The organism is Enterobacter sp. DNB-S2 (assembly GCF_019443845.1).
Lineage (GTDB): Bacteria > Pseudomonadota > Gammaproteobacteria > Enterobacterales > Enterobacteriaceae > Enterobacter > Enterobacter asburiae_B.
Genome location: NZ_CP050520.1, coordinates 1160697 through 1185618, shown reverse-complemented (window position 1 = coordinate 1185618; position 24922 = coordinate 1160697). Strand labels below are relative to the sequence as shown.

23 protein-coding genes are annotated in these 24922 nt (G+C 57.8%); 4 read left to right on the top strand and 19 right to left on the bottom strand.

Annotated features, from left to right (window positions below):
* Positions 1-43 precede the first annotated feature (43 nt).
* The 10 genes from HB664_RS05665 to pmbA form a co-directional block, all read right to left on the bottom strand.
* Entirely contained in the window at positions 44-784 is a 741-nt protein-coding gene (locus HB664_RS05665) for a KDGP aldolase family protein (RefSeq protein ID WP_033144496.1), read from the bottom strand.
* On the bottom strand, positions 781-1899 hold the full coding sequence (locus tag HB664_RS05660) for a DgaE family pyridoxal phosphate-dependent ammonia lyase (protein ID WP_048977034.1): 1119 nt from the start codon (positions 1897-1899) through the stop codon (positions 781-783). Before HB664_RS05660 ends, HB664_RS05665 begins: the two co-directional genes overlap by 4 nt.
* Complete coding sequence (locus HB664_RS05655) at positions 1883-3016, bottom strand: amidohydrolase/deacetylase family metallohydrolase (protein WP_202773836.1); 1134 nt, start codon at positions 3014-3016, stop codon at positions 1883-1885. Before HB664_RS05655 ends, HB664_RS05660 begins: the two co-directional genes overlap by 17 nt.
* Before the next feature lie 42 nt (positions 3017-3058).
* Positions 3059-3700, bottom strand: a complete 642-nt coding sequence (locus HB664_RS05650; RefSeq protein WP_023310183.1) for a DUF4310 family protein — start codon at positions 3698-3700, stop codon at positions 3059-3061.
* 13 nt (positions 3701-3713) lie between these two features.
* Complete coding sequence (locus HB664_RS05645) at positions 3714-4490, bottom strand: DUF4311 domain-containing protein (RefSeq protein ID WP_219940455.1); 777 nt, start codon at positions 4488-4490, stop codon at positions 3714-3716.
* A 22-nt stretch (positions 4491-4512) separates the two neighbouring features.
* The gene (locus HB664_RS05640) at positions 4513-4812 is read right to left on the bottom strand and encodes a DUF4312 family protein (RefSeq protein ID WP_006810338.1); all 300 of its coding nucleotides are present in this window, start codon (positions 4810-4812) and stop codon (positions 4513-4515) included.
* 2 nt (positions 4813-4814) lie between these two features.
* Positions 4815-5177 (bottom strand): SFCGS family glycine-rich protein, encoded by a 363-nt coding sequence (locus tag HB664_RS05635; protein WP_094935143.1) that lies wholly within the window; start codon positions 5175-5177, stop codon positions 4815-4817.
* A gap of 10 nt (positions 5178-5187) precedes the next feature.
* Positions 5188-5526: a glycine dehydrogenase gene (locus HB664_RS05630; RefSeq protein ID WP_155739949.1), complete on the bottom strand. Its 339-nt coding sequence runs from the start codon at positions 5524-5526 to the stop codon at positions 5188-5190.
* Positions 5527-5841: 315 nt separating this feature from the next.
* Positions 5842-6228, bottom strand: coding sequence for a cytochrome b562 (cybC, locus tag HB664_RS05625; RefSeq protein WP_008501412.1), 387 nt, complete (start codon positions 6226-6228; stop codon positions 5842-5844).
* A 41-nt stretch (positions 6229-6269) separates the two neighbouring features.
* Entirely contained in the window at positions 6270-7622 is a 1353-nt protein-coding gene (gene pmbA / locus HB664_RS05620) for a metalloprotease PmbA (RefSeq protein ID WP_023310180.1), read from the bottom strand.
* Between the two features lie 95 nt (positions 7623-7717).
* Here pmbA and yjgA point away from each other — a divergent pair, with 95 nt between their 5' ends.
* On the top strand, positions 7718-8269 hold the full coding sequence (gene yjgA, locus HB664_RS05615; protein WP_029739257.1) for a ribosome biogenesis factor YjgA: 552 nt from the start codon (positions 7718-7720) through the stop codon (positions 8267-8269).
* Positions 8270-8358: 89 nt separating this feature from the next.
* Here the strand turns inward: yjgA and mpl are convergent, their stop codons facing one another.
* Positions 8359-9738: a UDP-N-acetylmuramate:L-alanyl-gamma-D-glutamyl-meso-diaminopimelate ligase gene (gene mpl / locus HB664_RS05610; RefSeq protein ID WP_029739256.1), complete on the bottom strand. Its 1380-nt coding sequence runs from the start codon at positions 9736-9738 to the stop codon at positions 8359-8361.
* Between the two features lie 197 nt (positions 9739-9935).
* Here mpl and fbp point away from each other — a divergent pair, with 197 nt between their 5' ends.
* Positions 9936-10934 (top strand): class 1 fructose-bisphosphatase, encoded by a 999-nt coding sequence (gene fbp / locus HB664_RS05605; protein WP_023310178.1) that lies wholly within the window; start codon positions 9936-9938, stop codon positions 10932-10934.
* 150 nt (positions 10935-11084) lie between these two features.
* Entirely contained in the window at positions 11085-11441 is a 357-nt protein-coding gene (locus tag HB664_RS05600; RefSeq protein WP_033144492.1) for a LysR family transcriptional regulator, read from the top strand.
* Here HB664_RS05600 and HB664_RS05595 read toward each other — a convergent pair.
* From HB664_RS05595 to ytfQ, 5 genes are all read right to left on the bottom strand, one after another.
* A complete protein-coding gene (locus tag HB664_RS05595) occupies positions 11413-12984 on the bottom strand; it encodes a methyl-accepting chemotaxis protein (RefSeq protein WP_219940454.1) in 1572 nt (523 codons plus the stop codon). The two genes, HB664_RS05600 and HB664_RS05595, sit on opposite strands and share 29 nt — an antisense overlap.
* A gap of 93 nt (positions 12985-13077) precedes the next feature.
* Positions 13078-14079, bottom strand: a complete 1002-nt coding sequence (gene yjfF / locus HB664_RS05590) for a galactofuranose ABC transporter, permease protein YjfF (RefSeq protein ID WP_023293434.1) — start codon at positions 14077-14079, stop codon at positions 13078-13080.
* Positions 14066-15091, bottom strand: a complete 1026-nt coding sequence (gene ytfT / locus HB664_RS05585) for a galactofuranose ABC transporter, ATP-binding protein YtfT (RefSeq protein ID WP_165356711.1) — start codon at positions 15089-15091, stop codon at positions 14066-14068. Before ytfT ends, yjfF begins: the two co-directional genes overlap by 14 nt.
* 10 nt (positions 15092-15101) lie before the next feature.
* A complete protein-coding gene (ytfR, locus tag HB664_RS05580; protein WP_219940453.1) occupies positions 15102-16604 on the bottom strand; it encodes a galactofuranose ABC transporter, ATP-binding protein YtfR in 1503 nt (500 codons plus the stop codon).
* A 132-nt stretch (positions 16605-16736) separates the two neighbouring features.
* Positions 16737-17693, bottom strand: a complete 957-nt coding sequence (ytfQ, locus tag HB664_RS05575) for a galactofuranose ABC transporter substrate-binding protein YtfQ (protein WP_014882271.1) — start codon at positions 17691-17693, stop codon at positions 16737-16739.
* A 309-nt stretch (positions 17694-18002) separates the two neighbouring features.
* Here ytfQ and ppa point away from each other — a divergent pair, with 309 nt between their 5' ends.
* Positions 18003-18533 (top strand): inorganic diphosphatase, encoded by a 531-nt coding sequence (gene ppa / locus HB664_RS05570; protein WP_010427397.1) that lies wholly within the window; start codon positions 18003-18005, stop codon positions 18531-18533.
* Positions 18534-18998: 465 nt separating this feature from the next.
* Here the strand turns inward: ppa and HB664_RS05565 are convergent, their stop codons facing one another.
* Genes HB664_RS05565 through tamA form a run of 3 tightly spaced genes read right to left on the bottom strand, consistent with a single transcriptional unit; the run spans position 18999 to position 24852 of the window.
* The gene (locus HB664_RS05565; RefSeq protein ID WP_014830431.1) at positions 18999-19343 is read right to left on the bottom strand and encodes a gamma-glutamylcyclotransferase; all 345 of its coding nucleotides are present in this window, start codon (positions 19341-19343) and stop codon (positions 18999-19001) included.
* 2 nt (positions 19344-19345) lie between these two features.
* The gene (gene tamB, locus HB664_RS05560) at positions 19346-23122 is read right to left on the bottom strand and encodes an autotransporter assembly complex protein TamB (RefSeq protein WP_219940452.1); all 3777 of its coding nucleotides are present in this window, start codon (positions 23120-23122) and stop codon (positions 19346-19348) included.
* Positions 23119-24852 carry an autotransporter assembly complex protein TamA gene (gene tamA / locus HB664_RS05555; protein WP_033144487.1) on the bottom strand — a complete coding sequence of 578 codons (1734 nt, stop codon included), beginning with the start codon at positions 24850-24852 and terminating at the stop codon, positions 23119-23121. Before tamA ends, tamB begins: the two co-directional genes overlap by 4 nt.
* Positions 24853-24922 lie beyond the last annotated feature (70 nt).

The window sequence follows — 24922 nt, the reverse complement described above, 5'->3', positions numbered from 1 at the left end:
AGTTCCCTCTCCCTTTGGGAGAGGGTTAGGGCGAGGGCAGATACTACTTCACCAGCTTCTTCGTCATCGCAAGCAGCGTACGCACGTCTTCCGGGCGCGTGTCGCCGCTGGCTTTGTCGATAATTGAGCTGTAGATATGCGGGATGATTTTGCTCACGCCCGCGTCGAGGGCGATCTGCAGGATCTCCTCATAGTTTTCCAGATCGATACCTCCGGTCGGCTCCAGCCAGAAGTCGTGACGGGCGCAGGCTTCCGCCACCGCGTTGTACTCGTCACGGCACTTCAGGCCGCCCATCGGGAAGTATTTGATGGAGCTGCCGCCGAAATCCTTCAGCAGGGCAATCGCGGTTTCAACCGGTACGATGCCGTCCGGTGCGTTGCTGCTCAGCGGTCCGGTGGAGATTTTGACCATCCCGACGGTGCCGGTCGGAGAGACCAGGCCGTTGACCACCGACTCATTCTGCCCCAGCAGCGCGCGGCTGGTGGCCACGCCGGTAAAGACCTGGTTGACGTGCTGCGGCTGCACCTGACGGGAGATCTCGCTCACCATCGCCGACTGGTTCGGATCCCCCGCGCCGAGGCCGACGGAGAGCGCGTTATCAATCAGCGCGGCATATTCACGCATATCGGCAACGGCGCTCGCCACGTCCGGGTAATTTTTGGAGAGCACGCCCACCAGCACGTGACCTTCCGCCGCCTCGTAAATGGCGCTGGCGTTGGCTTTCGATCCTGCCAGCACGTTCAGGCAGACGCGGTCACGGTAAAAGTTGGGGGTCAGTTTCATGCTTTTTTCTCCTGTCCTAATACTTCGCTAATGCGGCGATACACGATGTTCAGCTGGTCAGCATTCACGCTGCGCACGTCCGCCTCGATAATCCCTTCGTTGGCCTTGTAGCCACGGAAGTAAATGGCATATTCGCCCTGCTTGAGCTTCGCCACCAGATCGCCCGTGCCGACGCCCGTTGCGGCTTCGTCGAACTTAATCTCGGTGCGCGCGATATCGCGACCGGCGCTGTCCCAGACCACGCGCGCGGTCACGCCGTTGAGGGTGTTGAGCGCCTCGATAAACGGCGTCATCTTCGCCACCATCTCGGCCCCGCTCTCTTTGGTCGCCGTCAGGTAGTGTTCGATGGCGCAGGTCAGGCCAAGAATGCCCTCTTTGCCCACCTTCATCGCGCGGCCAATGCCCGCGGTCTGGCGCTTCACCCACTCAACGTACTGGGTTTTGCCGATCACCAGCCCGCTGGTTGGGCCTTCAATCGCCTTCGCGCCGCTGTAGATCACCAGATCGGCACCGGATCGGTAGTACGCGTGCAGATCTTCTTCCGCCGCCGCATCGACGATCAGCGGGAGATCGTGCTTGCGCGCCACCACCGCCGCCTGCCCGACGCTGAGCATGCTTTTCTGCACGCAGTGGTGCGATTTGATGTAGAGGATCGCCGCCGTGCGCGGGGTGATCGCCGCCGCCAGCTGATCGGCGGAGCATTCGTTGGCGTAGCCCGCCTCCACCAGCTTGCCGCCGCCCAGCGCCACCATGGTGCCCACCGGCGCGCCAAAGTTTACGTTGTGGCCTTTCGGCAGGACGATTTCGTTGTTCTCAATCGGGGTCACGTGCAGGTTTTCCAGCAGCCAGTCGCTGTCTTTGACCAGCACCGCCGCCACGGACTGGGCTATGCCCGCCGACGCGCAGGAGACCACCGTCGCGCCTTCCACATCCAGCAGCTTCGCGATGTATTCCCCGGTTTTGTTGACCAGATCCTTCATCTCGAAATAGTGATTCATGCCGTCCATCGCCGCCTGCACCACTTCCGGGCGCGGCGTGGAGACGCCCAGCGCCGTCATGCGGCCAGAGGTGTTGATAACCTGCTTTAAATGGTACTTCTCATAAATCGAAGGCATGTTCCGTGCTCCCTTGTTCGGTCATGTAGCCCTTGCCCGCGCGGATCGCGGCAAGCGGTACCAGAATGTGTTCAGCCTGCAGGCTGTCGTTTTCGGCATCCGTCAGCACCGTCGGCTGGCGTTTGAGCGTAAACAGCGTCAGGTCGGCGTCGAGACCCGGCTGAATGCGGCCTTTGCGCGCCAGGCGCAGGCCGTCGGCGGCGTTCGCAGTCACGCAGTCAATCACCTGCGGCAGCGACATGCCGATGGCGAGAAACTTCGACATCACGCTCGCCAGCGAGCCGACCGGACCGTTGATGCGGTTGCGGCAGTAGATATCCGAGCTGATGGTGTGCGGCAGAATGCCCATCGCGATGGCGCGTTTCGCCACCTCAAAGCTAAAGCTCGCCGTGCCGTGGCCGACGTCCAGGCGCACGCCGCGCTTCAGGGCGGAGGTGATGGAGGCGCGCAGCTCGCCGGAGGGCGTCAGAATGCGGTTGGGCTTGCCGTTGTAGCAGTGGGTGATGATGTCGCCGGAGCTCAGCAGCTCGGCAATTTCGTCGAGGTTCGGCGGGTTGTTGCCGATGTGCACCATCAGCGGCAGGTCGCCGTTCTCTTTCTGAATGGCTTTCGCGCGCTCCAGCGGCGTGATGCCGTTTTCACCGACCACGCTGCTGCTCATGCGCGCCTTCAGGCCGACGATAAAATCAGGGTGGCGCTTCACCGCCTGCTTCACCGCGTCGGCGTCAATATTCGCCATGTTGGCCAGTTCGTTCTGGGCAATCAGCCCCACGCGGGAGATGTTCAGCAGGGCAAACACCTCGGTAGAGGCCCTGCGGGTGATGTCATAGAAATCGTCCACGTCGTCGGCACCGGTACTGCCCGCGTCCACCACGGAGGTGACGCCGGTGGCAATGCCCACGCTGTCCGGCTCGTCGTGGTAAATCGGGGAGTTCGGGTAGCAGTGAACGTGGGAGTCAATCCAGCCTGCGCTGACGAACACGTCGCCGTTCAGCTCAACCGTTTTATGCGCGGGGGCGTTAATCTCGCCCAGCGCCGCGATCTTCCCGTCCTGAATGGCGATATCGGTCAGGGTATCGTCGGCAAGGCGCGCACGGCGCAGGAGTAAATCAAACATGAGGATCTCCTGATAAGGCGGGCGCCTGAGCGCCCGCGGGTATTAAAGGGCGACCGGGAACAGCCAGCCCAACAGCATTGCGCCGAGGATCGCGCCACCGGTGATTGGCTTCTGCCAGATGTAGAACACCAGCGCACCCAGCAGGGAACCGACGCCGATAGGAATGGAGGCGGTCATGGCGCTGAGGATAATCAACGGCCCGAGGAAGCGGCCGGAGGCGTTACCCGCGCCCATCATCACGTCTGCGCCGTAGGTGGAGTTGCTCTGGTTGATGGTGAACTTACGCGCCAGGATGATGACGTAGCCAATCGCCAGACCAATCACCAGGCCGGTAATCAGCGCGGCAATGAAGTTGGTCACCGGGAACATGATGCCCGCGCCCAGCAGCAGCGCCGGAACGCCGAGGCCCACGCCGGTCTGGATGGCGCCGCCGATGTCGAGAATACCCACCAGCGACCCTTCGATAATGCGGGCGAACAGGAAGCTCGCGCCGAACGCCGCCACCGCGCCGTAAACCCCGGTATCGATCCCCGCTTTCAGCATCGCCACGAAGGCCACTTCGTTAAACGCGCCGATGCCGTAGAGGTAGTACATGTGCGTCCCGGCGAAAACGCCGGAGGAGAGCAGGCCAACGAAGATCGGGAACGACCAGTCGGCATACCAAAAACCTTTATTCTGTTCCATTTAGAGGCTCCTGTTATTTACCGCTGAGCGAGTTGTGGATCATGTCGAGCCAGTTCGGCACGGTCAGATGGAAGGATTCGATCATCTTCATGTCGAAGCCGCGGAAGAAGCCGCTCAGCACGAAGAGCAGGACGATCGCCGCCATCATCACTTTGGTGACGTGGTTCCAGCCGCTCTCTTCCACGCCTTTCCCGATCAGGATCCCCAGCACCAGGCCCGGTACGGCGTTCCCCATAATCAGCTGCGCCGCGCCGCCAAAGATGGTGGCCCAGAAGCCCGATTTTTTACCCGCGTCGATAGCTGCCAGCCAGAAGATCACCGGCATCACGGTGTTCACCAGCAGGTTTGCCGCCGGTACCAGAACCTTCACGGCGGTGACCTGAAGCGCTGCCGGAACGGAGGAGGCGGTCAGGTTCAGGAAGGTGACGACGAGCATGCCAATCACGCCGCAGGTAATCGCCATTTTGCGCGGGTCGTGCAGCGTTTCGCCGACGTTACGGTTTTTGATCATCAGCGCAGCAGCACCCCAGTTCGGGATGATGCGGTGGTCAACGTCCTGTGTGAAAGCCCCTGCGGCCACGGAAGAGGCCCAGGCGTTAAAGAAGAAACCTAACCCAAAGGAGAAGTGGGACGCCGGATCCCCTTCGCAGGAGTTCAGTTCCCCCAACGTACGAAACGCGCCCATACCCTGAGTGGTAGGCGCATGAAACATGCGTGCAGCCCCGGCTCCGACACCGACGCCAACCAGGCCGCCAATGATGAGCGATTTTATTAATATAATTAAGAACATCAGTCTGCCCTTTTATGAATAATCAGCGTTGCGTGACGAAATCCACCTGGTCAAGATTGATAGCGGTCACGTTGACGGTCACATCCAGCTCCACGCTGTAGGTGCGTCTTTCCCGGCGCAGAAAGAAGAACAGAAACGCTTCTTTTCGCACCGCTTCTTGCGCCTGAACGACCTGCACATCCTGTGGCTCAATACGCAGTAAGATATGCGGTGAGGCTTTCATCACCGCGGCCTGAACGTGGTTGAGCGCGTCGGCAAAGGCGCGCGCTTTGGCGTCGCCTTTGCCCTTCACTCTCACCGTGGTTGTGAACTGTTCTTTCATGCTTATGCGCCGTATTTCTTCTGCCACGCCTGCACCAGACGCTCGCCCAGCTCTTCTTTATCCATAAAGCCGAAGCCCAGCACGTTGCAGCCTTCGTTGATGGCGGTCACGCCCTCTTCCACCGAACGCATGCCGTATTTGGCCTTGTAGCCATATTTGGTTTGGGCCGTGATGGCACCCGCGCCGCCGCTGCCGCAGAAGGAGATGCCGAAGGTGGCGCTTTCCGCTTTCATCACGTCGCCGAGCTTCATGTCCGCCGCCATGCCCGGTACAACCACCGCGCGTCCACCTGCTTTTTCCACACCGGCAGCCACTTTCTGACCTTTACCCAGGCGATCGCCAATCACGACTGTAATCTGTTCCATGTGTTGCTCCTTAAAGGTTGTCTTTCGCGACTTCAAAGTGAACGGAGAGCAGCCAGGCTTCTTCATCAGGAAGATTGCCAAACTGCGCGACCACTTCACGGGCGAGCCGCATTGAATCCGGTGAAATTTCGTCAAACAGCTCTGCTTCAACCTCCGGCAGCGGCTCGCCGGTCACGGACCGGTGCGCCATTGCGCGCACGTGGGAGGTGAGCATCTGCTCCTGTACCGCATTGGGGATGATGTTGTTTCGGCCCAGCAGGGCATAAACCTGCTGCAGCATGGTGTTCGCGAGCTGTTCTGTTTGCTCTGCCTGTTCCCCAACGTCGTTCATTACCGCTCCGTTAATCACTGGTCTTACCCCGTTAATGGCTCTGGAATAAAACTAACGTTGGGGGGGAATTGTTTGTAGCGAGTTGTTTTCCACTTCGAAGTGGAAAGGCGAGCCGCAGCAGTGATCTGTGCCACATAAATGCGGTGAATCTGAATTAATCCCGGTATTTGCGTGATGAATATCACGTATTCCAGCGGCAAAACGCGCGCCGGGGAAACGAAACGTTCAGGCGCGGTGACGCAAAAATGTGATGGCGATAGGGTTTACTTATTACCGCGTAAAAAAAACGGGGGCCGCTGGCCCCCGCTGGTTGTTTGTCAGATGCGCGATCGGTTAACGATATTTCTTGTGATACGTGTTACGGGTCGTCACAAACTGCTCGGCCGCCGCCTGGGCTTCCTTCACTTTGCCTTCGTTAGCCAGCTTCAGCGCGCCGTCGATCTGGCCGACCAGCACGTCAAAGCCGTGGCGGTAGTCTTTCATTTCTGCGCTGTCTGCCGCTTTGCTTTCCAGCTTCGGAGGCGTCGCTTTTTGTGCGTCGAGCGCCGCTTCACGCATTTTGGTCAGCGCGTCTTTCATTTCAGCCGCATTGTCGGTTTTCTGCACCACCTTCAGGTTTTGACCGAGGATGCCCATGTCGTCTTCAAGATCGGCAGCAAACGCAGAAGAGCCAAGAACCAGCGTTGAAGCCGCGACGATCGCTAACAGATGTTTACGCATTGCTCACTTCCTTTTTTATTATTAAAACGCCTTTACGGGTATTACTGACCGGCGATTTTCATTTCCGGCAGAAGTACAGAACCACACTGTATATTGCTACGTGTTTCAATATCGTTACCGACCGTAACGATATTGCGCCACATGTCCTTCAGGTTGCCGGCGATAGTAATTTCGCTCACCGGATACTGAATTTCGCCGTTTTCCACCCAGAAGCCCGCCGCACCGCGCGAGTAGTCTCCGGTAATGCCGCTTACGCCCTGGCCCATCAGCTCGGTGACCACCAGACCTGTGCCCATCTCTTTCAGCATCTGCTCAAAGTTCAGGCCCTGACCGGCAATGCGCCAGTTGTGGATGCCGCCAGCGTGTCCGGTGCTTTTCAGCCCCAGCTTGCGCGCGGAGTAGTTGGTCAGCAGCCACTGGGTCAGAATACCGTCTTTGATGATATCGCGACGTTCGGTGCGCACGCCTTCGCTGTCGAACGGCGTGGAGGCCAGCCCTTTCAGCAGGTGCGGATGTTCTTCAATGGTGAGCCATTCCGGCAGGATCTGCTTGCCCAGCGAGTCGAGCAGGAAGGTCGATTTACGGTAAACCGAGCCGCCTGCGATAGCGCCCACCAGATGGCCAAACAGACCGGTCGCCACTTCGTTGGCAAAAATAACCGGGGCCTTCATGGTGGAGAGTTTGCGCGGCGACAGGCGTGACAGCGTGCGTTCGGCACACTCTTTACCCACCCACTCAGGAGACTGCAAATCCCCCAGCGCGCGGCCAATGGTATAGGCGTAGTCACGCTCCATGTCACCGTTCTCTTCAGCGATCACGCAGCTGGAGAGCGAATGACGGGTAGAGCAGTAGCCCTGCAGCATGCCGTGGCTGTTGCCGAAGACTTTGATGCCGTAATGGCTGTTGAAGCTGCCGCCTTCGGTATTGGTGATGCGCTTATCGGCCTGCAGGGAAGCCTGCTCGGCGCGCGCGGCGAGTTCGATCGCTTCGTCCGGGGTTACTTCCGCCGGGTGGAAAAGATCGAGATCCGGCGCGTCAAACGCCAGCAGGTCTTTATCCGCCACGCCTGCGTAAGGATCCGGAGAGGTATAACGGGCGATATCCAGCGCCGCCTGCACCGTACGGGCAATGGCATCCGGGCTGAGATCGGTAGATGACGCGCTGCCTTTGCGATTCTGGTGATACACCGTGATCCCAAGCGCGCCATCGCTGTTGAATTCTACGTTCTCCACTTCACCATAGCGGGTACTCACGCTGATGCCGGTGGTTTTGCTGACCGCCACTTCGGCGCCATCTGATTTTTCTGAAGCAAGCATCAGCGCGGTGGAGACGGCTTCTTCAAGAATCTTACGCTGCGCTTCAACTTGTGAGGTTACTTTCATCGCAAATGCCATACTGTAAGAGAGAGTTATCTGAAGTCTAACAGAGAACCGTTTTTCAGTGCGCGTCTTAACTGGTAACATTAGCCTCTTTTTTTAAGGAGCCTGACATGACTAAGCAGCCCGAAGACTGGCTCGACGACGTTCCCGGTGATGACATCGAAGACGAAGATGATGAGATCATCTGGGTCAGTAAAAGTGAAATTAAACGTGACGCCGAAGAGTTAAAACAGCTTGGCGCAGAAATGGTAGAACTGGGTAAAAACGCGCTGGACAAGATCCCGCTCGACCAGGATCTGCGTGATGCCATTGAACTGGCACAGAAAATCAAGAAAGAAGGCCGTCGTCGCCAGCTTCAGCTTATCGGGAAAATGCTGCGTCAGCGCGACGTCGATCCGATCCGCCAGGCGCTGGACAAGCTGAAAAACCGCCACAACCAGCAGGTTGCGTTTTTCCATAAGCTTGAGCAGATCCGCGATCGCCTGATTGAACAGGGTGATGATGCCGTACCGGAAGTGCTGAACCTGTGGCCGGATGCCGACCGCCAGCAGCTGCGTTCCTTGATCCGCAACGCGCAGAAAGAGAAAGAAGGGAATAAGCCGCCGAAGTCTGCGCGCCTGATTTTCCAGTATCTGCGCGAGCTGTCTGAGAACGAAGAGTAATCTGTTCCCCTCACCCCGACCCTCTCCCCGGAGGGGCGAGGGAGGAAAGAATGTAGGCCCGGTAAGCGCAAGCGCTACCGGGCTTTTTTTTACTCTGCGGCTGCCGCTTCCGCTTTCTTCGCCAGACCGTCCAGCAGCTTCTGATGGATCCCACCAAAACCGCCGTTGCTCATCACCAGAATGTGATCGCCAGGCTGAGCGGCTTTCACCACCATATCCGCGAGCGCATCCACATCCGCGCTCCAGTGCGCGGGCTGAATGCAGGCATCGGCCACTTCGGCCACCTGCCACGGAATATGCTGCGGCTGCAGCAGGAAGACCTCATCGGCACGTCCTAACGACGGCGCGAGATCATCTTTGCAGATGCCCATCTTCATGGTGTTCGAGCGCGGTTCCAGCACCGCCAGAATGCGGGCTGTCCCGCCGACCTTGCCGCGCAGGGCGGCAAGCGTTGCCAGAATGGCCGTTGGGTGGTGCGCGAAATCGTCATACACGGTAACGCCGTGGGCTTCACCGCGCAGTTCCAGACGACGACGGGCGTTGATAAACGAGCCCAGCGCATTGGCCGCATCCGCAGGCAGAACGCCCACGTGACGCGCCGCAGCAATAGCCATCAGGCCGTTGTGCATGTTGTGCTCGCCCACCAGGCCCCACTTCACCTCACCCACTTTTTCACCGTCGAGCAGCACTTCCCACTCGGAGGCATCGGCGTTGAGTTTCTTCGCCTGCCAGTGGCCCTGCTCGCCCACCAGCTCCTGCTCGCTCCAGCAGCCCATCGCCATCGTCTGCTTGAGGTTGATGTCGTTCTCAGGCAGGATGATGCGCCCCTGGCCCGGAACAATACGCACCAGGTGGTGGAACTGTTTCTGGATCGCTTTCAGGTCGTCAAAAATATCCGCGTGGTCGAACTCAAGGTTGTTGAGGATCAGCGTGCGCGGGCAGTAATGCACGAACTTGGAGCGTTTGTCGAAGAACGCGCAGTCGTATTCGTCGGCTTCGATCACGAAGAACGGGCTGTCACCCAGACGCGCAGAAACGTCGAAATTACCCGGTACGCCGCCAATCACGAAGCCCGGCTTGTAGCCGCAGGCTTCGAGGATCCAGGTCGCCATGCCCGCGGTCGTGGTTTTGCCATGGGTACCGGCAACGGCAACCACCCAGCGGTCGCGCAGGACGAAGTCATGCAGCCACTGCGGGCCGGACATGAACGGAATATTGCGTTCCAGAACCGCCTCGACGCACGGATTGCCGCGGGTCATGGCGTTGCCGATGATCACCAGGTCCGGCTCGGGATCCAGCTGGCTGGCATCGTAGCCCTGAATTAACGAGATGCCCTGTTTCTCCAGAAGTGTGCTCATTGGCGGATACACATTGGCGTCCGAACCTGTCACTTCATGGCCCAGCGAGCGCGCCAGCATTGCCAGTCCGCCCATGAAAGTGCCACAAATCCCCAATATATGAATGCGCATACGTCACTATCCTTCTTCAATGTGGCGCACATTTTACTCACATGTTAGCGGCTGTGAAACGCATTTCAGGTAAATCCGTATGTTGCTGGCGCGATTCACCTCTGCGCTAATATTTGAATGTTTGTTAAGATTGTTGGGCTTTAGTCGTTTTAGTGAACATACAATCGCTCTACTCACAAAGATGCAGGGAAAGTGTTATGAAAACGTTAGGTGAATTTATTGTCGAAAAGCAGCACGAGTTCTCTCATGCTACCGGTGAACTCACTGCTTTGCTGTCGGCAATAAAGCTGGGCGCTAAGATCATCCACCGCGATATCAACAAGGCCGGTCTGGTCGATATCCTGGGTGCCAGCGGTGCCGAGAACGTTCAGGGCGAGGTTCAACAGAAGCTCGATCTGTTCGCAAATGAAAAATTGAAAGCTGCACTGCGCGCGCGCGACATCGTTGCGGGTATCGCCTCTGAAGAAGAAGATGAAATTGTTGTTTTCGAAGGGTGTGAACACGCTAAATACGTTGTTCTGATGGATCCGCTCGACGGCTCCTCAAACATCGACGTTAACGTTTCTGTCGGTACCATTTTCTCCATCTACCGCCGCGTCACACCTGTTGGCACGCCGGTAACCGAAGAAGATTTCCTGCAGCCGGGCATTAACCAGGTTGCTGCCGGTTACGTCGTTTATGGCTCCTCCACCATGCTGGTGTACACCACCGGCTGCGGAGTTCACGCCTTTACGTACGATCCTTCACTGGGCGTTTTCTGCCTGAGCCAGGAACGCATGCGCTTCCCGGAGAAGGGCAACACCTACTCCATCAACGAAGGCAACTACATCCGCTTCCCGAACGGCGTGAAGAAGTACATTAAATTCTGCCAGGAAGAAGATAAAGCGACCCAGCGCCCGTACACGTCACGCTATATTGGCTCTCTGGTCGCGGATTTCCACCGTAACCTGCTGAAAGGCGGTATCTACCTCTACCCAAGCACCGCCAGCCACCCGGACGGGAAGCTGCGCCTGCTGTACGAGTGCAACCCGATGGCGTTCCTCGCCGAACAGGCGGGCGGCAAGGCGAGCGACGGTAAAGAGCGTATTCTGGATATCGTGCCGGAAAGCCTTCACCAGCGCCGTTCATTCTTCGTCGGCAACAACCACATGGTTGAAGACGTTGAACGTTTTATCCGTGAGTACCCGGACGCGTAATGCCTCTCTACAGGGGAGCCGTTCTGGCTCCCCTGGTCATTTATATGTTTTACCGTATAAGTGTTTATAAAAAACATGCTTTAATATTCACCACTGCTCCTGCATTATTTCCATAACAGTTTGACAGATATTTCGTGGAGCAGAATCGCAATGAACAATTATTCCCGTGCTAATACCGGCATTGATTTAAATCTTATCCCTGTATTTATTGAAATCGTCCGCTGCGGCAGCATGGCAAAAGCCTCTTTGCGTCTGGAGATGTCGCGTCCGGCGGTGAGCCTGGCCTTAAAGCGCTTTAATCAACTCTTTGATGAACCGTTATTTTTCCGCAAAGGTTTATATCTTGAACCGACGGAAAAAGCGTTAGCCTTAACCAGCTCACTGGAAATATTAATGGGTGAAATTCACGATAATATTGCGGCAGTTAATTCCGGAAAAAATAAAACCCCGGCACAGAACGTACCGGGGCTGGGTAATATTATGCAGCGGTCTGAGTCGTCACTTTGAATGATGACATGGCTTCCATCAGCTGACGCGACTGCTCCTCAAGAGAGCGGGTCGCGGCGGAGGATTGCTGCACCAGCGCGGCATTCTGCTGCGCGGTTTCGTCCATCTGATTCACCGCAATATTCACCTGCTCAATGCCGCGGCTCTGCTCCTGAGACGCGGTCGCAATCTCACGCATCAGTTTGGTCATCCGCAGCACTTCTGTTGCGATTTCGTCCATCGTTTCGCCGGCCTGCTGTGCCAGCTCGCTGCCCTCGTTAACGTGGGTCTGCGAATCACTGATAAGCGATCGGATCTCTTTCGCAGCGTCGGCGCTGCGGCTGGCAAGGTTTCGCACTTCGCCCGCGACGACGGCAAACCCGCGCCCCTGCTCGCCCGCGCGCGCCGCTTCCACGGAGGCGTTAAGCGCCAGAATATTGGTCTGGAAGGCAATACCGTCGATCACGCTCAGGATGTCGGCGATGCGCGCCGAACTGCCGGAGATATCGCGCATTTTTTCAATTACGTAGCAGACCATTTCGCTGCCGTGATCGGCCGTGTCGGACACCGACTTCGCCAGCTGGTGCGCCTGCTCGGCGTTATCGGCGTTGAGCTTCACCGTGGCGGTGATCTGTTCCATGCTGGCTGCAGTCTGCTCCAGCGACGTGGCGGTGGATTCCGTACGCTCGGCAAGATCGCGGTTTCCCAACGTCAGCTCGCGGCTGCCGGTGTCAATTTGCGAGCTGGCATCGCGTACCCGCATAACCGAGTTCATCAGCGACTGTCGCATCTCCTCTATCACCGCGTTGAGGCGGTTAAACTCCTGGCTCGCGGGGGCATTCAGCGTATGGGTTAAATCCCCCGCCGCCACGTTCTCCAGCTGAGCGATCGATGCAGAGAGCGGCTTGAGCAGCATATGGCGCAGCACCAGCCACGCGAGCACGATAATGCCCGCCGTCAGCAGCGCTGCGACGATAATCAGGATCAGTACGCGGGTTTTACTCGCCTGCACGGCGCTCACTTCCGCCTGACCACGCGCTTCGCTCCATTTCTGAAACGCCTGCATGTCGTTATCAAACTGCTTCGCCACCGGAATCAGCGTCTTCTCCAGAAGATCGTAGTACCCGTCCGCGCTCTGATCATTCAGGGTTTTCAGCATCGGGTTGATCCCCTGCTGGCTATACGTCGCCAGGCTGGCCGCCACTTTATCGAGCAGCTGTTGCCCCTGCTCGTCAGCCACGCCGCCGTCGATCACGCCTTTCAGCGTTTTCTGGGCCAGGGCAACTTCCTGAATGATGTTTTTTACCGCTTTGGCCGCATCGTCCAGCATGCCGATTTCCATCAGGCGGACGGCCTGGCCCGCCTCATTGCGCGCGCGCAGGATCAGCGTATAGCCTGAATTAAGCTGCACCATCTGCTCACCCTGAAGGTGATTAATACGCTGCAGTGAAGAAGAACTCTGTGTGAGGGCATAAATGCCAATGCCGCTGACAATCAGCAGCAGAAGGGTCATAACGGCCAGTAAAGAGAGCAAGCCGGTACGAATCGATAGCGTTTTAAGCATGATATTATTTCCGGTAGCGAGATATTTCTGGGCATAAAAAAAGAGTATCGGCCGCTACCGGAAAATGTTTAGACTTTAAGCAAATTCAGCGTGTTATCGCTCTGTTACCGATGTGTTTACGCGGGTAACAGGTGAGCTTTGGCGGTTCTCCCAGAGCACCGTCAGGCCACGCTGCAGGGCAATAAAAATAAACAGCAGAATGCCGATGGCGATCTTCGTCCACCAGGAGCTGAGCGTGCCGTCGAAGTTGATATAGGTTTGTATCAGCCCCTGGATAGCCACGCCGAACAGCGTCCCCAGCACGGTACCTACCCCGCCGCTGAGCAGCGTGCCGCCGATAACCACGGAAGCAATCGCATCCAGCTCAACGCCCACGCCTGCAAGGGCATAGCCCGCCTGGGTATACACCGAAAAGACGATCCCCGCCAGCGTCGCCAGGCCGGTCGAGAGCATATAGATGCGGATGGTGGTGCTGCGGGTGGAGATCCCCATCAGGTTTGCCGATGTGGCGTTACCGCCGATGGCGTAAACCTGGTTGCCAAACCGGGTACGGTGGGCGAGGAAGATGCCAATCACCACCACGCCCAGCATCAGCAGCCCCATCGCGCTCAGGCGGCCGCCGCCGGGAATTTTCCACGCCAGGCTGGAGAGCGTGTCGTACACCGGATGGTTAATCGGAATCGACTCTTCCGACACCAGATAGCTCACCCCGCGCAGGAAGAACATCCCCGCAAGGGTAATGATAAACGCCGGGATTTTTAACGCGTCGATAAGCAGCCCCATAAAGGCACCAAACGCGCAGCCCATCGCCAGCACCAGCGGAAACGCCACCAGCGGAGAGATCCCCCAGAAGCCGATCGCCTTCGCGAGGAATACGCCCGTGAACGCGATCACCGAGCCAACGGAGAGATCGATCCCGCCGGAGAGGATCACAAAGGTCATCCCGACGGCGATGATGCCTAAAAAGGCGTTATCGGTCAGGATATTGCAAATCACGCGGGTCGAGGCAAAACCGGGGAATTGGGTGAGGCAGTAGAGATACCCCAGCACAAACACGCCCAGCGTGATCATCAACGGTAAATTACGTTTTATCATGGCCACGGATCCCCTTAATGATGCTGACAAAGCGCGGCGACTGGACGATCAGCACGCAGAGCACGACCACCGCTTTCACCACCTGGTTGAGTTCCGGCTGGAACCCCGAAAGCAGGATCCCGGTGTTCATTCCCTGAATGATCAGCGCGCCAATCACCGAGAGCAGCAGGTTAAAGCGCCCGCCCATCAGCGATCCACCGCCGATCACCACCGCGAGGATCGCGTCCAGCTCCAGCCAGAGCCCCGCGTTGTTGGCATCGGCCCCGCGAATATCCGCCGCGACGATGACCCCGGCGATGGCGGCGCAGACGCCGCTCAGCACGTAGGTCAGCATCACCATCAGACGGGTGTTGACCCCGGCGTTGCGCGCGGCGCGGATGTTGATCCCGACGGCTTCAATGAACATGCCCAGCGCCGTTTTGCGGGTGAAAAGCCAGAAGACAACGAGCGTGACCAGGGCAACGATCACCGGCGTCGGGAAGAACAGAAGGTTGCCGCTCCCGATCCACGCCAGGCTCGGCGAGTTAAAGGTGACAATCTGCCCGGAGGTAATCAGCTGCGCCACGCCGCGCCCGGCCACCATTAAGATAAGGGTGGCGACAAAGGGCTGAATTTTCAGCACCGCCACCAGAATGCCGTTCCATAATCCGGCCAGCACGCCGGTGCCTAAGGCCGCCAGCAGTACCACCGGCAGGCTGTGTCCGGACACGGTCATGGAGGCTGCCGTGGCCCCGGCGATAGCCATCACCGCGCCGACGGAGAGGTCAATCCCGCCGGTGGCGATGACCAGCGTCATCCCGATGGCCAGCAGCGCCACGGGCGCGGCACGGTTTAGAATGTCTATCGGGCTGCCAAACAGGCGGCCATCCTGCACGATAATCTGGAAGAAATGCGGCGCGACCAGGCTATCAACCAGCAGAACCACCAGCAGCGCTGCGATTTGCGGCGTGCCGGTTGGCCAGCTGAAGCGGCGCTTTGACTCACCGGTTTGCGAAAGCGAACGGGGCATCACGATTTACTCCTTATGCCGCGATGGCATTCATGATCGCCGGAACGGACAGCTTATCCAGCGGGATCTCTGCCACCTGTTTGCGATCGCGCATGATGATGACGCGATCGGCATAGCCCACCAGCTCCTCCAGCTCGGACGAAATAACCAGCAGCGCCAGACCGTCCGCGCACAGGGTTTCGATAAGCCGGATAATTTCGGCGTGCGCCCCCACGTCAATGCCGCGGGTCGGTTCGTCGAGGATCAGGAACTGGGGTTTGGTCAGCAGCCAGCGGGAGAGCAGCACCTTCTGCTGGTTGCCGCCGGAGAGGAACTCGATGGGCTGTTCCGCGCTCGGGGTACGAATACCCAGCTGACGGATAAAGCGCTCGGCTATGGCGTTTTGCTCTTTACGGGGGATCGGGCGCAGCCAGCCGCGCTGGGCCTGCAGCGCCAGAATGATATTTTCCCGCACCGAGGCCGCGGCAATAATACCGTCCGTTTTTCGGTCTTCCGGGCAGAAGCCGACGCCCAGGCAGGAGGCCTGATGCGGCGATCGTAAGGTTTGCGGTTTGCCCTTGATCAGCGCGGTGCCGCTGTCGGCCGGTTTGATCCCGAATATCACCTCGGCGGTTTCGGTCCGGCCGGAGCCCAGCAGGCCCGCCAGCCCGACAATTTCGCCCGGGCGGACTTCCAGATTAAACGGCGATATCACGCCTTTCTTGCCGTAATCGCTGAACGCGGCGACCGGTTTCTCGCTGAGCAGCGTGCGCCCGGCGCGCTGAAGGGCGTTGGTTTCCAGCTCGCGGCCCAGCATCATTTTCACCAGCTCGATCTGCGGCAGCTCGCGGGTTTCGCGGCAGCCGACAAAGCTGCCGTTGCGCAGCACCGTGATGCGATCGCTTACCTCATATACCTGATCGAGGAAGTGGGTAACGAAGATCAGGCTGACGCCCTGATCGCGCAGCTGGCGCATCAGGGTGAAGAGCATCTCCACTTCCTGGGTATCGAGGCTGGCGGTGGGTTCGTCGAGGATCAGCACCTTTGCCGAGAGATCGATCGCGCGACAAATGGCGACGATCTGCTGCATCGCCACGGAAAAGCGGTTCAGCGGCTCGCGGACGTCAAGGGAGAAGCCGTACGATTCCATCAGCTTTGTCGCCCGCGCCTCCATCTCTTTGCGGCGCAGCAGGCCAAAACGTCGCGGCTCACGGCCAATAAACAGATTATCCGCCACCGACATATTCGGCAGCAGGTTTACTTCCTGGTACACCGTCCCGATCCCCAGCTGCTGGGCATGGGCGGTATTTTTCGGCGAAATGGCGTTGCCTTCCAGCCAGATGGTGCCGCGATCGGCGTGATAAACGCCGGTGAGGGATTTAATCAGCGTCGATTTTCCCGCGCCGTTCTCGCCCAGCAGCGCCATGATCTCACCGCGCCGCAGGCTGAAATCAACGTTATCCAGCGCCTTTACGCCGGGGGAGAATTTGCTTAAGCCCTCTGTGCGGAGGATTTCCTGGTGTTGTTCAGTGGTCATGGTTTTCCCCCTCACCCTGACCCTCTCCCCGGGGGGGAGAGGGGATTGATCGTGCCAATTGTTAATATCCAGCTCCGCCCTGCCTTTTCCCTCTCCCCTCCGGGGAGAGGGCTGGGGTGAGGGGCGCGGTTCTTAGTAGCCCATATTCTTCTTCTTCTCTAACTCTTCTTTCGCCGTATCAGGCAGGTAGAGCGTGGACTTAGTGACCGTCACCTTCTCAGGCATCGTGCCGTCCTTCTTGAATTTCTCCAGCGCGTCGAATGCCGGGCCAGCCATGTTTGGCGTCAGCTCCACGCTGGCGTTGGCTTCGCCGTCGATCATCGCTTTGTAGATGTCCGGCACGCCGTCGATAGAGCCGGTGAGGATATCTTTGCCCGGCTTCAGGCCCGCTTCTTTAATTGCCTGAATCGCACCGATCACCATGTCATCGTTGTGGGCGTAAACCATGCAGATGTTCTTGCCGTTGTTTTCAGCCTTGATGAAGCTCTCCATGACCTCTTTACCTTTACTGCGCGTAAAGTCGCCGGACTGAGAGCGGATAATCTTGATGTTTGGCGCTTTAGCGATGGCCTCAGCAAAGCCTTTTTTACGGTCGATGGCCACGCTCGCGCCGACAGTGCCCTGCAGCTCAACGACGTTACACGGCTTGCCGTCGACCTGTTTCACCAGCCAGTCGCCAATCAATTGCCCTTCAAGCACGTTGTTGGCGGTCACGGTGGTCATATAGAGGGATTTGTCTTTGACGTCGATGGAACGGTCGAGCAGGAAGACAGGGATCTCAGCGTCTTTCGCTTCCTTCAGGACGGGTTCCCAGCCGGTCGCCACGACGGGTGCAATAAAGATGGCATCCACGCCCTGGGCGATAAAGGAGCGCACGGCTTTGATCTGATTCTCTTGTTTTTGCTGACCATCGGCGATTTTCAGGGTAATGCCGCGTTTCTGAGCCTCGCTTTTGGCAACGTTGGTTTCTGCCGCTCGCCAGCCAGATTCAGAGCCGACTTGCGAAAAACCTACGGTTAAGGGAGCGGCCATCGCCATAGACGACATGGCTGCCGAAACTGCTGTGACAAGAAGTAAGCGCTTCCACATATGAGCGTCCTCGTAGGGGTGTTTATTGTTGGTTAAAAGATGTTCTGCGAAATGACTATAGCCCATGAAATATGTAACGAATTGCGTTACATCACACTTCAGAAAAGTGAATAAAACGTTAATCACAAGTTTGTAATCGCTTTCATTTCACCATGAAAAATGCGGCTGAGTTTATGGATTTTTCTGTCATGGAATCGGTCTGAAAAGTGGAGAAAGCGGGGAGAGAAAGCGAAAACAGGCGGAGACATTCAGCGCGAGTTGGCTATAATACCTGCCACTTGTTTACCATCCATTTTAAAGGACACCGACATGAGCTTACTCAACGTCCCAGCGGGTAAAGAACTGCCAGAAGACATCTACGTAGTTATCGAAATCCCGGCTAACGCAGATCCGATCAAATACGAAGTGGACAAAGAGAGCGGCGCCCTGTTCGTAGACCGTTTCATGTCTACCGCGATGTTCTATCCGTGCAACTACGGTTACATCAACCACACCCTGTCTCTGGACGGTGACCCGGTTGACGTGCTGGTCCCAACGCCATACCCACTGGAGCCAGGCTCCGTCATTCGCTGCCGTCCAGTTGGCGTGCTGAAAATGACCGACGAATCCGGTGAAGATGCGAAGCTGGTTGCGGTACCGCACACCAAGCTGAGCAAAGAATACGATCACATCAAAGATGTGAACGACCTGCCAGAGCTGCTGAAAGCGCAGATCACTCACTTCTTCGAGCACTACAAAGACCTCGAAAAAGGCAAGTGGGTTAAAGTTGACGGCTGGGACAACGCAGAAGCGGCGAAAGCAGAAATCATCGCCTCTTTCGAACGCGCTGCTAAGAAGTAATTCTTACTGCTGTTAATGAAGGCCCCGCGAGTCGGGGCTTTTTTGTGCCTTTAAAAAACACATAAACTCCTGACCGTCGCGATCGTGAGCGTTATACATGCTAAGTTTCTTTCTTCAAAGCATAAAGATGGGCTACATAAAGGCGTTTGACTGTTACGGTAAAGACAGTAAATGGCAGTATCTCTGCATCATGACATTCCAGCTTGCCTGGTTTTTGTTTTACTTATGGATCCCTTATCGAAGCGATTATGTGATTCTGCTGTTTTTACTGTTTTTCCTGCCCGTCATTTCAAGCAATACGCGGTGCATAAACTACTATGGCCGTTCACGCGCCTTGTGTTTTTTATGGCTTATTGCCCCGTACATCATGCTGTTCGTTCCTCTGTTTTTAACCCGACGCCGGGATACAGAAGAGAGTTGAAGGAATAAAAAAAACAACGCCACCTCACGGTGGCGTTGTTTTTTTCAGTACTGGTCTCTGTCTAACCAGTTACCGCTTACAATCCGCGTTAACCCTTCGACCGGACGCTGGTAGACGTACATCCACGCACTTCCGTACGGCGTCTGGATCAACTGGCGTGCGTATTCACCGCCCCTGGTGCGCAAGGCATCAAGTTCGGCAAGCGTCGCGTTATCAATACGATAGACTTCACCCTGTACTGTTCCTTCGCCCGGAACCGCGCCTGGATAGTGGCCCAGGCTGTACAACTGGTAGTTCTCGATATTGTAATTCCCCAGCAGCAGGGCATTGGTCATCCAGTGACTGTTGCCTTGCTTGGTTCGTAAACTGCCGTAGACAAATATTCGCATTGCTAAAACTCAAACTGATAGAGCAGATCAAGTGCCTGGTCTACGCCGGACACTGCTTCCAGATATAGCTTGGGCATCAGGCGATAGCGTAACGTGAGAGTTGCCAGTGAGTCAAAGATCCCCACACCATATTTTACCTGCAGACCCGGCAGTACATAGCCGCTGACCACCACCTGCGAGGAGTCACCCACGCCCTGGGTGTCCAGCGCCAGATTGCTTACGCCGAACGTCTCGCCGATTTTACCCACAACCTGCCCACTTTGTGCAACCCCCAGACCCACTAACATCGAGGTCATCGCCGCACTGTCGCTTTGTCCGCTGTTCAGACCTTGTCCACGCAGCAGATAAGAGAGCGCTTCCTGCTGCGACATCGCCGGGTCAGAGAAGATCTCCGCCTTCGGTTCGTCGGCGGAGCCGGTGACGCGAACGCCAGCAATGACGTCGTCTTCCGTCGCTTCCGGGTTACGAATCGCCTCGATGTTCAGCAGGGGCTGATCCGGTGGACCGGAGAACAGCAGCTCGCCTTTGCGCACAATCAGATCCTGACCATAGGCGTGGAAACGCCCTTCAGGAATAGTGATCTGCCCGTTCAGGCCAAGCCCTTGTTTATCCTGCGCGACTTTCAGATCGCCCGTGAGCCTCGCCTTCAGCCCAAACGCATTCAACCGCACGTTATTCCCCACGTGCACGATGAGGTTACTATTGATCGGTATGCCCGCGCTCTTCTGTTCGACAGGTTTCAGATTTTCATTGAGCATCACTTCATCACTTGAGACGCCGACCGCGCTTTCCGGCACGTCGTGAACCACGATGCGCGCCCACGGCACGTCGACGCGTCCGTCAAGCGTGAAGAGGCTTGGCGTGGCTTCAAAGACCACATCAGGCGAGACGTCCAGGCGCACCATCGGCGGTACGGTGATGCGCACCTTGCTGCCCTTCGCGGCAATTCGGGCGCGCCAGTTGTCGAGCTGGCTCCAGTCCGCGTCGCCGCTCAGGTTGATTTGCCCTTGCTGCGTCAATACCGAGCCGCTCAGCGTCGAGCTCATACCGTTGAAGTTCATCGCGATCTGGCTGGGCTGCATGTCAAACGGCATGAAGTTACCGTCGATATCCACGCCGCTGAGCCGCATCTGACCGAACAGCTGCGGACTTTGCACGTTACCGGCCAGCCGCAGGTTAGCGTTCAGCATGCCCTCCGCTTTTTCCCCGCGCGCGAAAATCGGGTTCACCATCGCCAGGTTGAAGTTACGGACGTTGACGTTGCCGCCCAGATTACGCCGTCCCTGCGGATCGGTAATCTGGACCTGCCCGTCCAGCTGACCGTTGTTGGTCAGGCGGATCGTCCACCCCAGCTGCGCGCGATTGTTATGCAGATCGGCACTCAGGTTCAGGGTGTCGAACGCCACCGGCAGCGGCGCGTCGTTGACCTCCTGCGTCACCTTCACGTTACGCCCGGACAGCGTGACGCTGCCCTGCGGCAGTCCCTCTTTGGTTGTGTCCCAGGCCACATCGGCTTTCCCGCTGAAGACGCCGCTGGCCTGGGTCGTATCCGGCATAAACGGCTTCAGCATCGCCAGATCGAAGCGGTTGAGGTTGATCTGCGCGCGCCCTTCCGCACCCGCATCGATGGTCTGCGGCACGCACAGCTCCGCATTCGGGTTGGTCCAGCAGTGTGGCCCAATGCTGATCTTCTGCTCAGCGTTGCGGTAGTCGAGGGCAATGGATCGCGAGAGCGCCAGCGGCCCGACCGGCGTATTGAAGCGCGTGTTATCCAGCGTCCCTTTCCAGCGTTCTTCTTTGCGGTCGAAGCTGCCGGTAAGGTGAAGCTGGCCGGAGACCGGCTCGCCCTGCACGCGCAGCTGGAGGTCGTGCTGTTTCTCGTTCCCTTTGGCGTCCATGGTGACCAGGTTAATGTTCACGTCCGGCTGAGAAATGCGCTCCACGCGCAGGTTCAGGCTACCGCCGATCTGATCGGTGGATTTCACATCCCCTTCCACGCGGACGCGGGCAACGCTCAGCTCCTGCCAGCGCAGGTTATTGGCGGTAATGTCCGCCAGCAGCTGCGGCGCCTCCACCGTACCGCGCACTTTCACGAGGCCTTTCGCCGTGCCGCCCAGACCCGGCAGGGCGTTGTCGAGATTCGGCGCGTCGATGGTGGCGTCCAGATTGAGATCTTTCACCCCCAGCTCGCCTTTGATATCCGCCGTGTTGCGGCCCAGCGCCACGTGCAGCCCCGGGATAACCCACTGCAGATAGCTGTTGCCTTTCACCGAGCCTTCAACGTTAACCTTGTTCTGCTTCACGTTCCCGGTGAGCTTGATTTCCGGCACGTCCATCTGCCACGTACCGCCGTACAGGCTGCCGCGGGTTTTAATCAGGCCATCCAGCTTCGACGGCCAGTCCGGCACCTCTTTGGCGGTGTTAATACCCGTCAGCTTCAGCTCGCCGCGCCAGCTGATCGCCTGCTGCCAGTCGAGCAGCGCGGTCAGCTCGGTTTTGCCTTCCAGCGCCGCGACGGTCAGCTTGTCGAGGTTGACCTGCTGTTCGTTGCCCTTCGCATCCAGCGTGATGTTCGCGGGCGGCACGCCCTGTCCCTTCACCGCGGTGCGGAACGAGAGCGCGTAGTCGGTCATCTTGCCGCTCAGCTTCAGCTTCAGATCATCGGCCTGGAACTGCTTTTCGCCGGTGAACGGCCAGTAAAGCTGCTTGCTGACAACCTCCAGATTGAGCGGCAGCCCGGCTTCCGCCAGCTGCGTTTGCGCGCGCAGGACCATGTCCACCGGGCCGGAGAGATTCACCCCGACATCCAGCTTATCGCGCAGCGCACCGCCCACTTTGACCTTCACCTTTTCGCCTTTCAGCGGATCGATGTTGAGGGCACTGTTAAGCGTAATGTCCACCGGCCAGTTATCGCGCAGCAGGGCATTCCCTGACGCATTCACCGAGCCCTGGTTGGTGTCGATATCCAGCGCGTCGAGCTTCATGTTGCCGTCAATGCTGCTGACTTTCAGCAGCATGGTGTAGACCGTCAGATCGGTATCGCCGGTCAGGCGCAGCTGCTCGCCTTTGAACTCCTCGATATTAAGGTTCAGCGGCAGATGAACGTCGGTCATTTCCGGCAGGACAGGCTTCGAGAAGAGATCTTTCAGCGTTTCGCCCAGCGGCTTTTCTTCCGGCTGCGGGTTCTGGATCTTCGGCTCGACGATCTCTTCCTGCGCCACGTCGGCCACCTTCGGCAACGCGATCAGCAAGCCCTGCAGGGACGTCGGCGTCAGGGTGAGGTTTTTCTCCTGCCAGCGTAGGCCGGAGGTGAAATCCATCACGGACACGGTAGTGTCGTCGATTTTGATATTGACGTTATCAAGCGCGACCCGATAGAGCGCGATCGGGTACGGCGTGGAGAGATTCAGCGGGCCGCTGTCCTCTTCCTCGACCGGCGCAGACTTCGGCATTTTTTTCGAATCTATCGCCACGTTGACGTCTTTAAGCGACAGATCGTTGACGCAGAGCTTGCTGTCGCGCAGGCAGCCCAGCTTCACCGCCAGGTGGAACTCCCCGGCGTTCACCGCCACGCCCGGCTGCTCGTAGCGGATATTCTTCAGACGCAGATCGCGCCAGCCGCCCGTTACCTGGCCAATCTCCAGCCCCGGCACCCAGCGGTTCGCAGCGTTAAACAGCAGATGCAGCCCGGTCGTCGTTCCCACCAGAAACGCCACCGTACCGAGCAGCAGCACGATAAAAATCAGCACCCCGAGGCTTATTTTCTTCCATAAACTCATAATTCAGGCCCCAGACCGATGTAAAACTGTAATCCGTGCTCTTCTTTGTCACCGACAGGCACGGCGAAGTCGAGCTTGATGGGCCCGACGGGTGACTGCCAGCGTACGCCCACGCCCGCGCCGGTTTTAAAGTCGCTGCGGCGGATATCGTTCACCGCCTCACCGCCGTCAACAAACATAGCGCCCCACCACTTTCCGCTGACGTTGTACTGATACTCCAGCGATCCGGTCGCCAGTTTTGATGCACCGGTCAGTTGGCCTTTCTCGTTCTCAGGTGAGATCGATTTGTACTTATACCCACGAATGCTGCGGTCGCCCCCGGCGAAGAAGCGCAGATCCGGCGGAACGCGCTCGAAGTCGCCCGTTTCAATCCAGCCGAGATTGCCGCGCATCACAAAGCGGTGTTTGTCGTACAGCGTGCGGATCCAGACGTTTTGCGCCTGAATCACCGAGAAATCCACGTCGGAGCCCCAGGCGGAGTTGGAATAATCAATGGAGTAGCGCTGTGAGTCGCCCCAGGTCGGCATCAGGCCGCCGCGCGAGCGGGTACGGCTGATCATCACGCCCGGATAAAGCAGCATGGTGGTATTGGTGACGTTGGCCTGGGTAAAGTGGTCCAGGCTCCAGCGCAGGTTAATGGCGCGCTGCCAGCCGCTGGAGAGATCCCAGAAGCGGGAGACCGCAAGGGTCGTCGAGTCCTGCTTGGTGTCGTTCAAGTCGGTGCGCTTGAAACCGCCCTGCACAAGGTAATATTGCTCAAGCGGGTTTTTCAGCAGCGGCATTTTATAGCTGAAATCCAGCTGCTGCTCGGGCGCAGAGAGGCTCAGGCTGGTGGTCAGGCTGTGACCGTACGAGTTCATCCACGGCTTTTTCCACGAGGTTCTCACGCGTGGTCCAACATCCGTCGAGTAGCCAACACCGGTCTCAATGGTGTTCTCGGTGCGCGGCGAGACAACGCCATGCAGCGGCAACACCTTCGTTTTGCGAGACTTATCAAATTCCGGTGCGACAACCACGGAGTTAAACCAGCCGGTAGCGGAAAGACGACGGTTCAGTTCCGCCAGGTCCCTCGACTGGTAGTAATCCCCTTTTTTGAACGGCACGAGGTTTTGCAGATACTCTTCACGAATTTGCGAACCTTCAAACGTCACATCGCCAAAGCGGTAGCGTTCTCCGCTGTCGTAGTCGATATCCCAGAAGGCCTGACGCCGATCCAGCGCAATCCCCAGTTGGCTTTTATTGAACTGGCTGTCGAAGTAGCCCTTACGCAGGGAAACGTTCGTCAGCTCTTTTTTGAAATGGTCGTAGTCACCGTGGTTAAGCACGGTACCGATTTTCGGCCGCGTGCTGAGCAGGTCCAGGTAATCCCGGTCGGTACGCGCCCCGCCGCGCAGGATAACGTTCGTGCCGCCAATCAATACCGGCTCACCCGGCGAAACGCGGGCAATAAGGACCTGACGCCCCTTCTTTGGCGGCGGGCGAAGATCGAAATCAATGGTGGGTTCGTAATACCCCAGCGCTTTCAGCCCTTCACGGATGGCGTCATCCACGCGCGCGCGAAAACGCCGGTCCGGCGTCACCTCATCACTCTGGATGGTCGACAACTGCGCACGCACGTTTTTTTCCAGCGCCCCGGATAACCCCTCAACCTGCAAACGGACATTCGCCGCGCTGGCAATCCCGCTTGTCAGCAACACACTGACTAAACATAACTGGCGGATTTTTGTCACGTTTTCTCCTGAATATCCCTGTTTCCACCCTGGAAGCAAATGAAGTACCGCTCCGCGGCAAAATACGGCC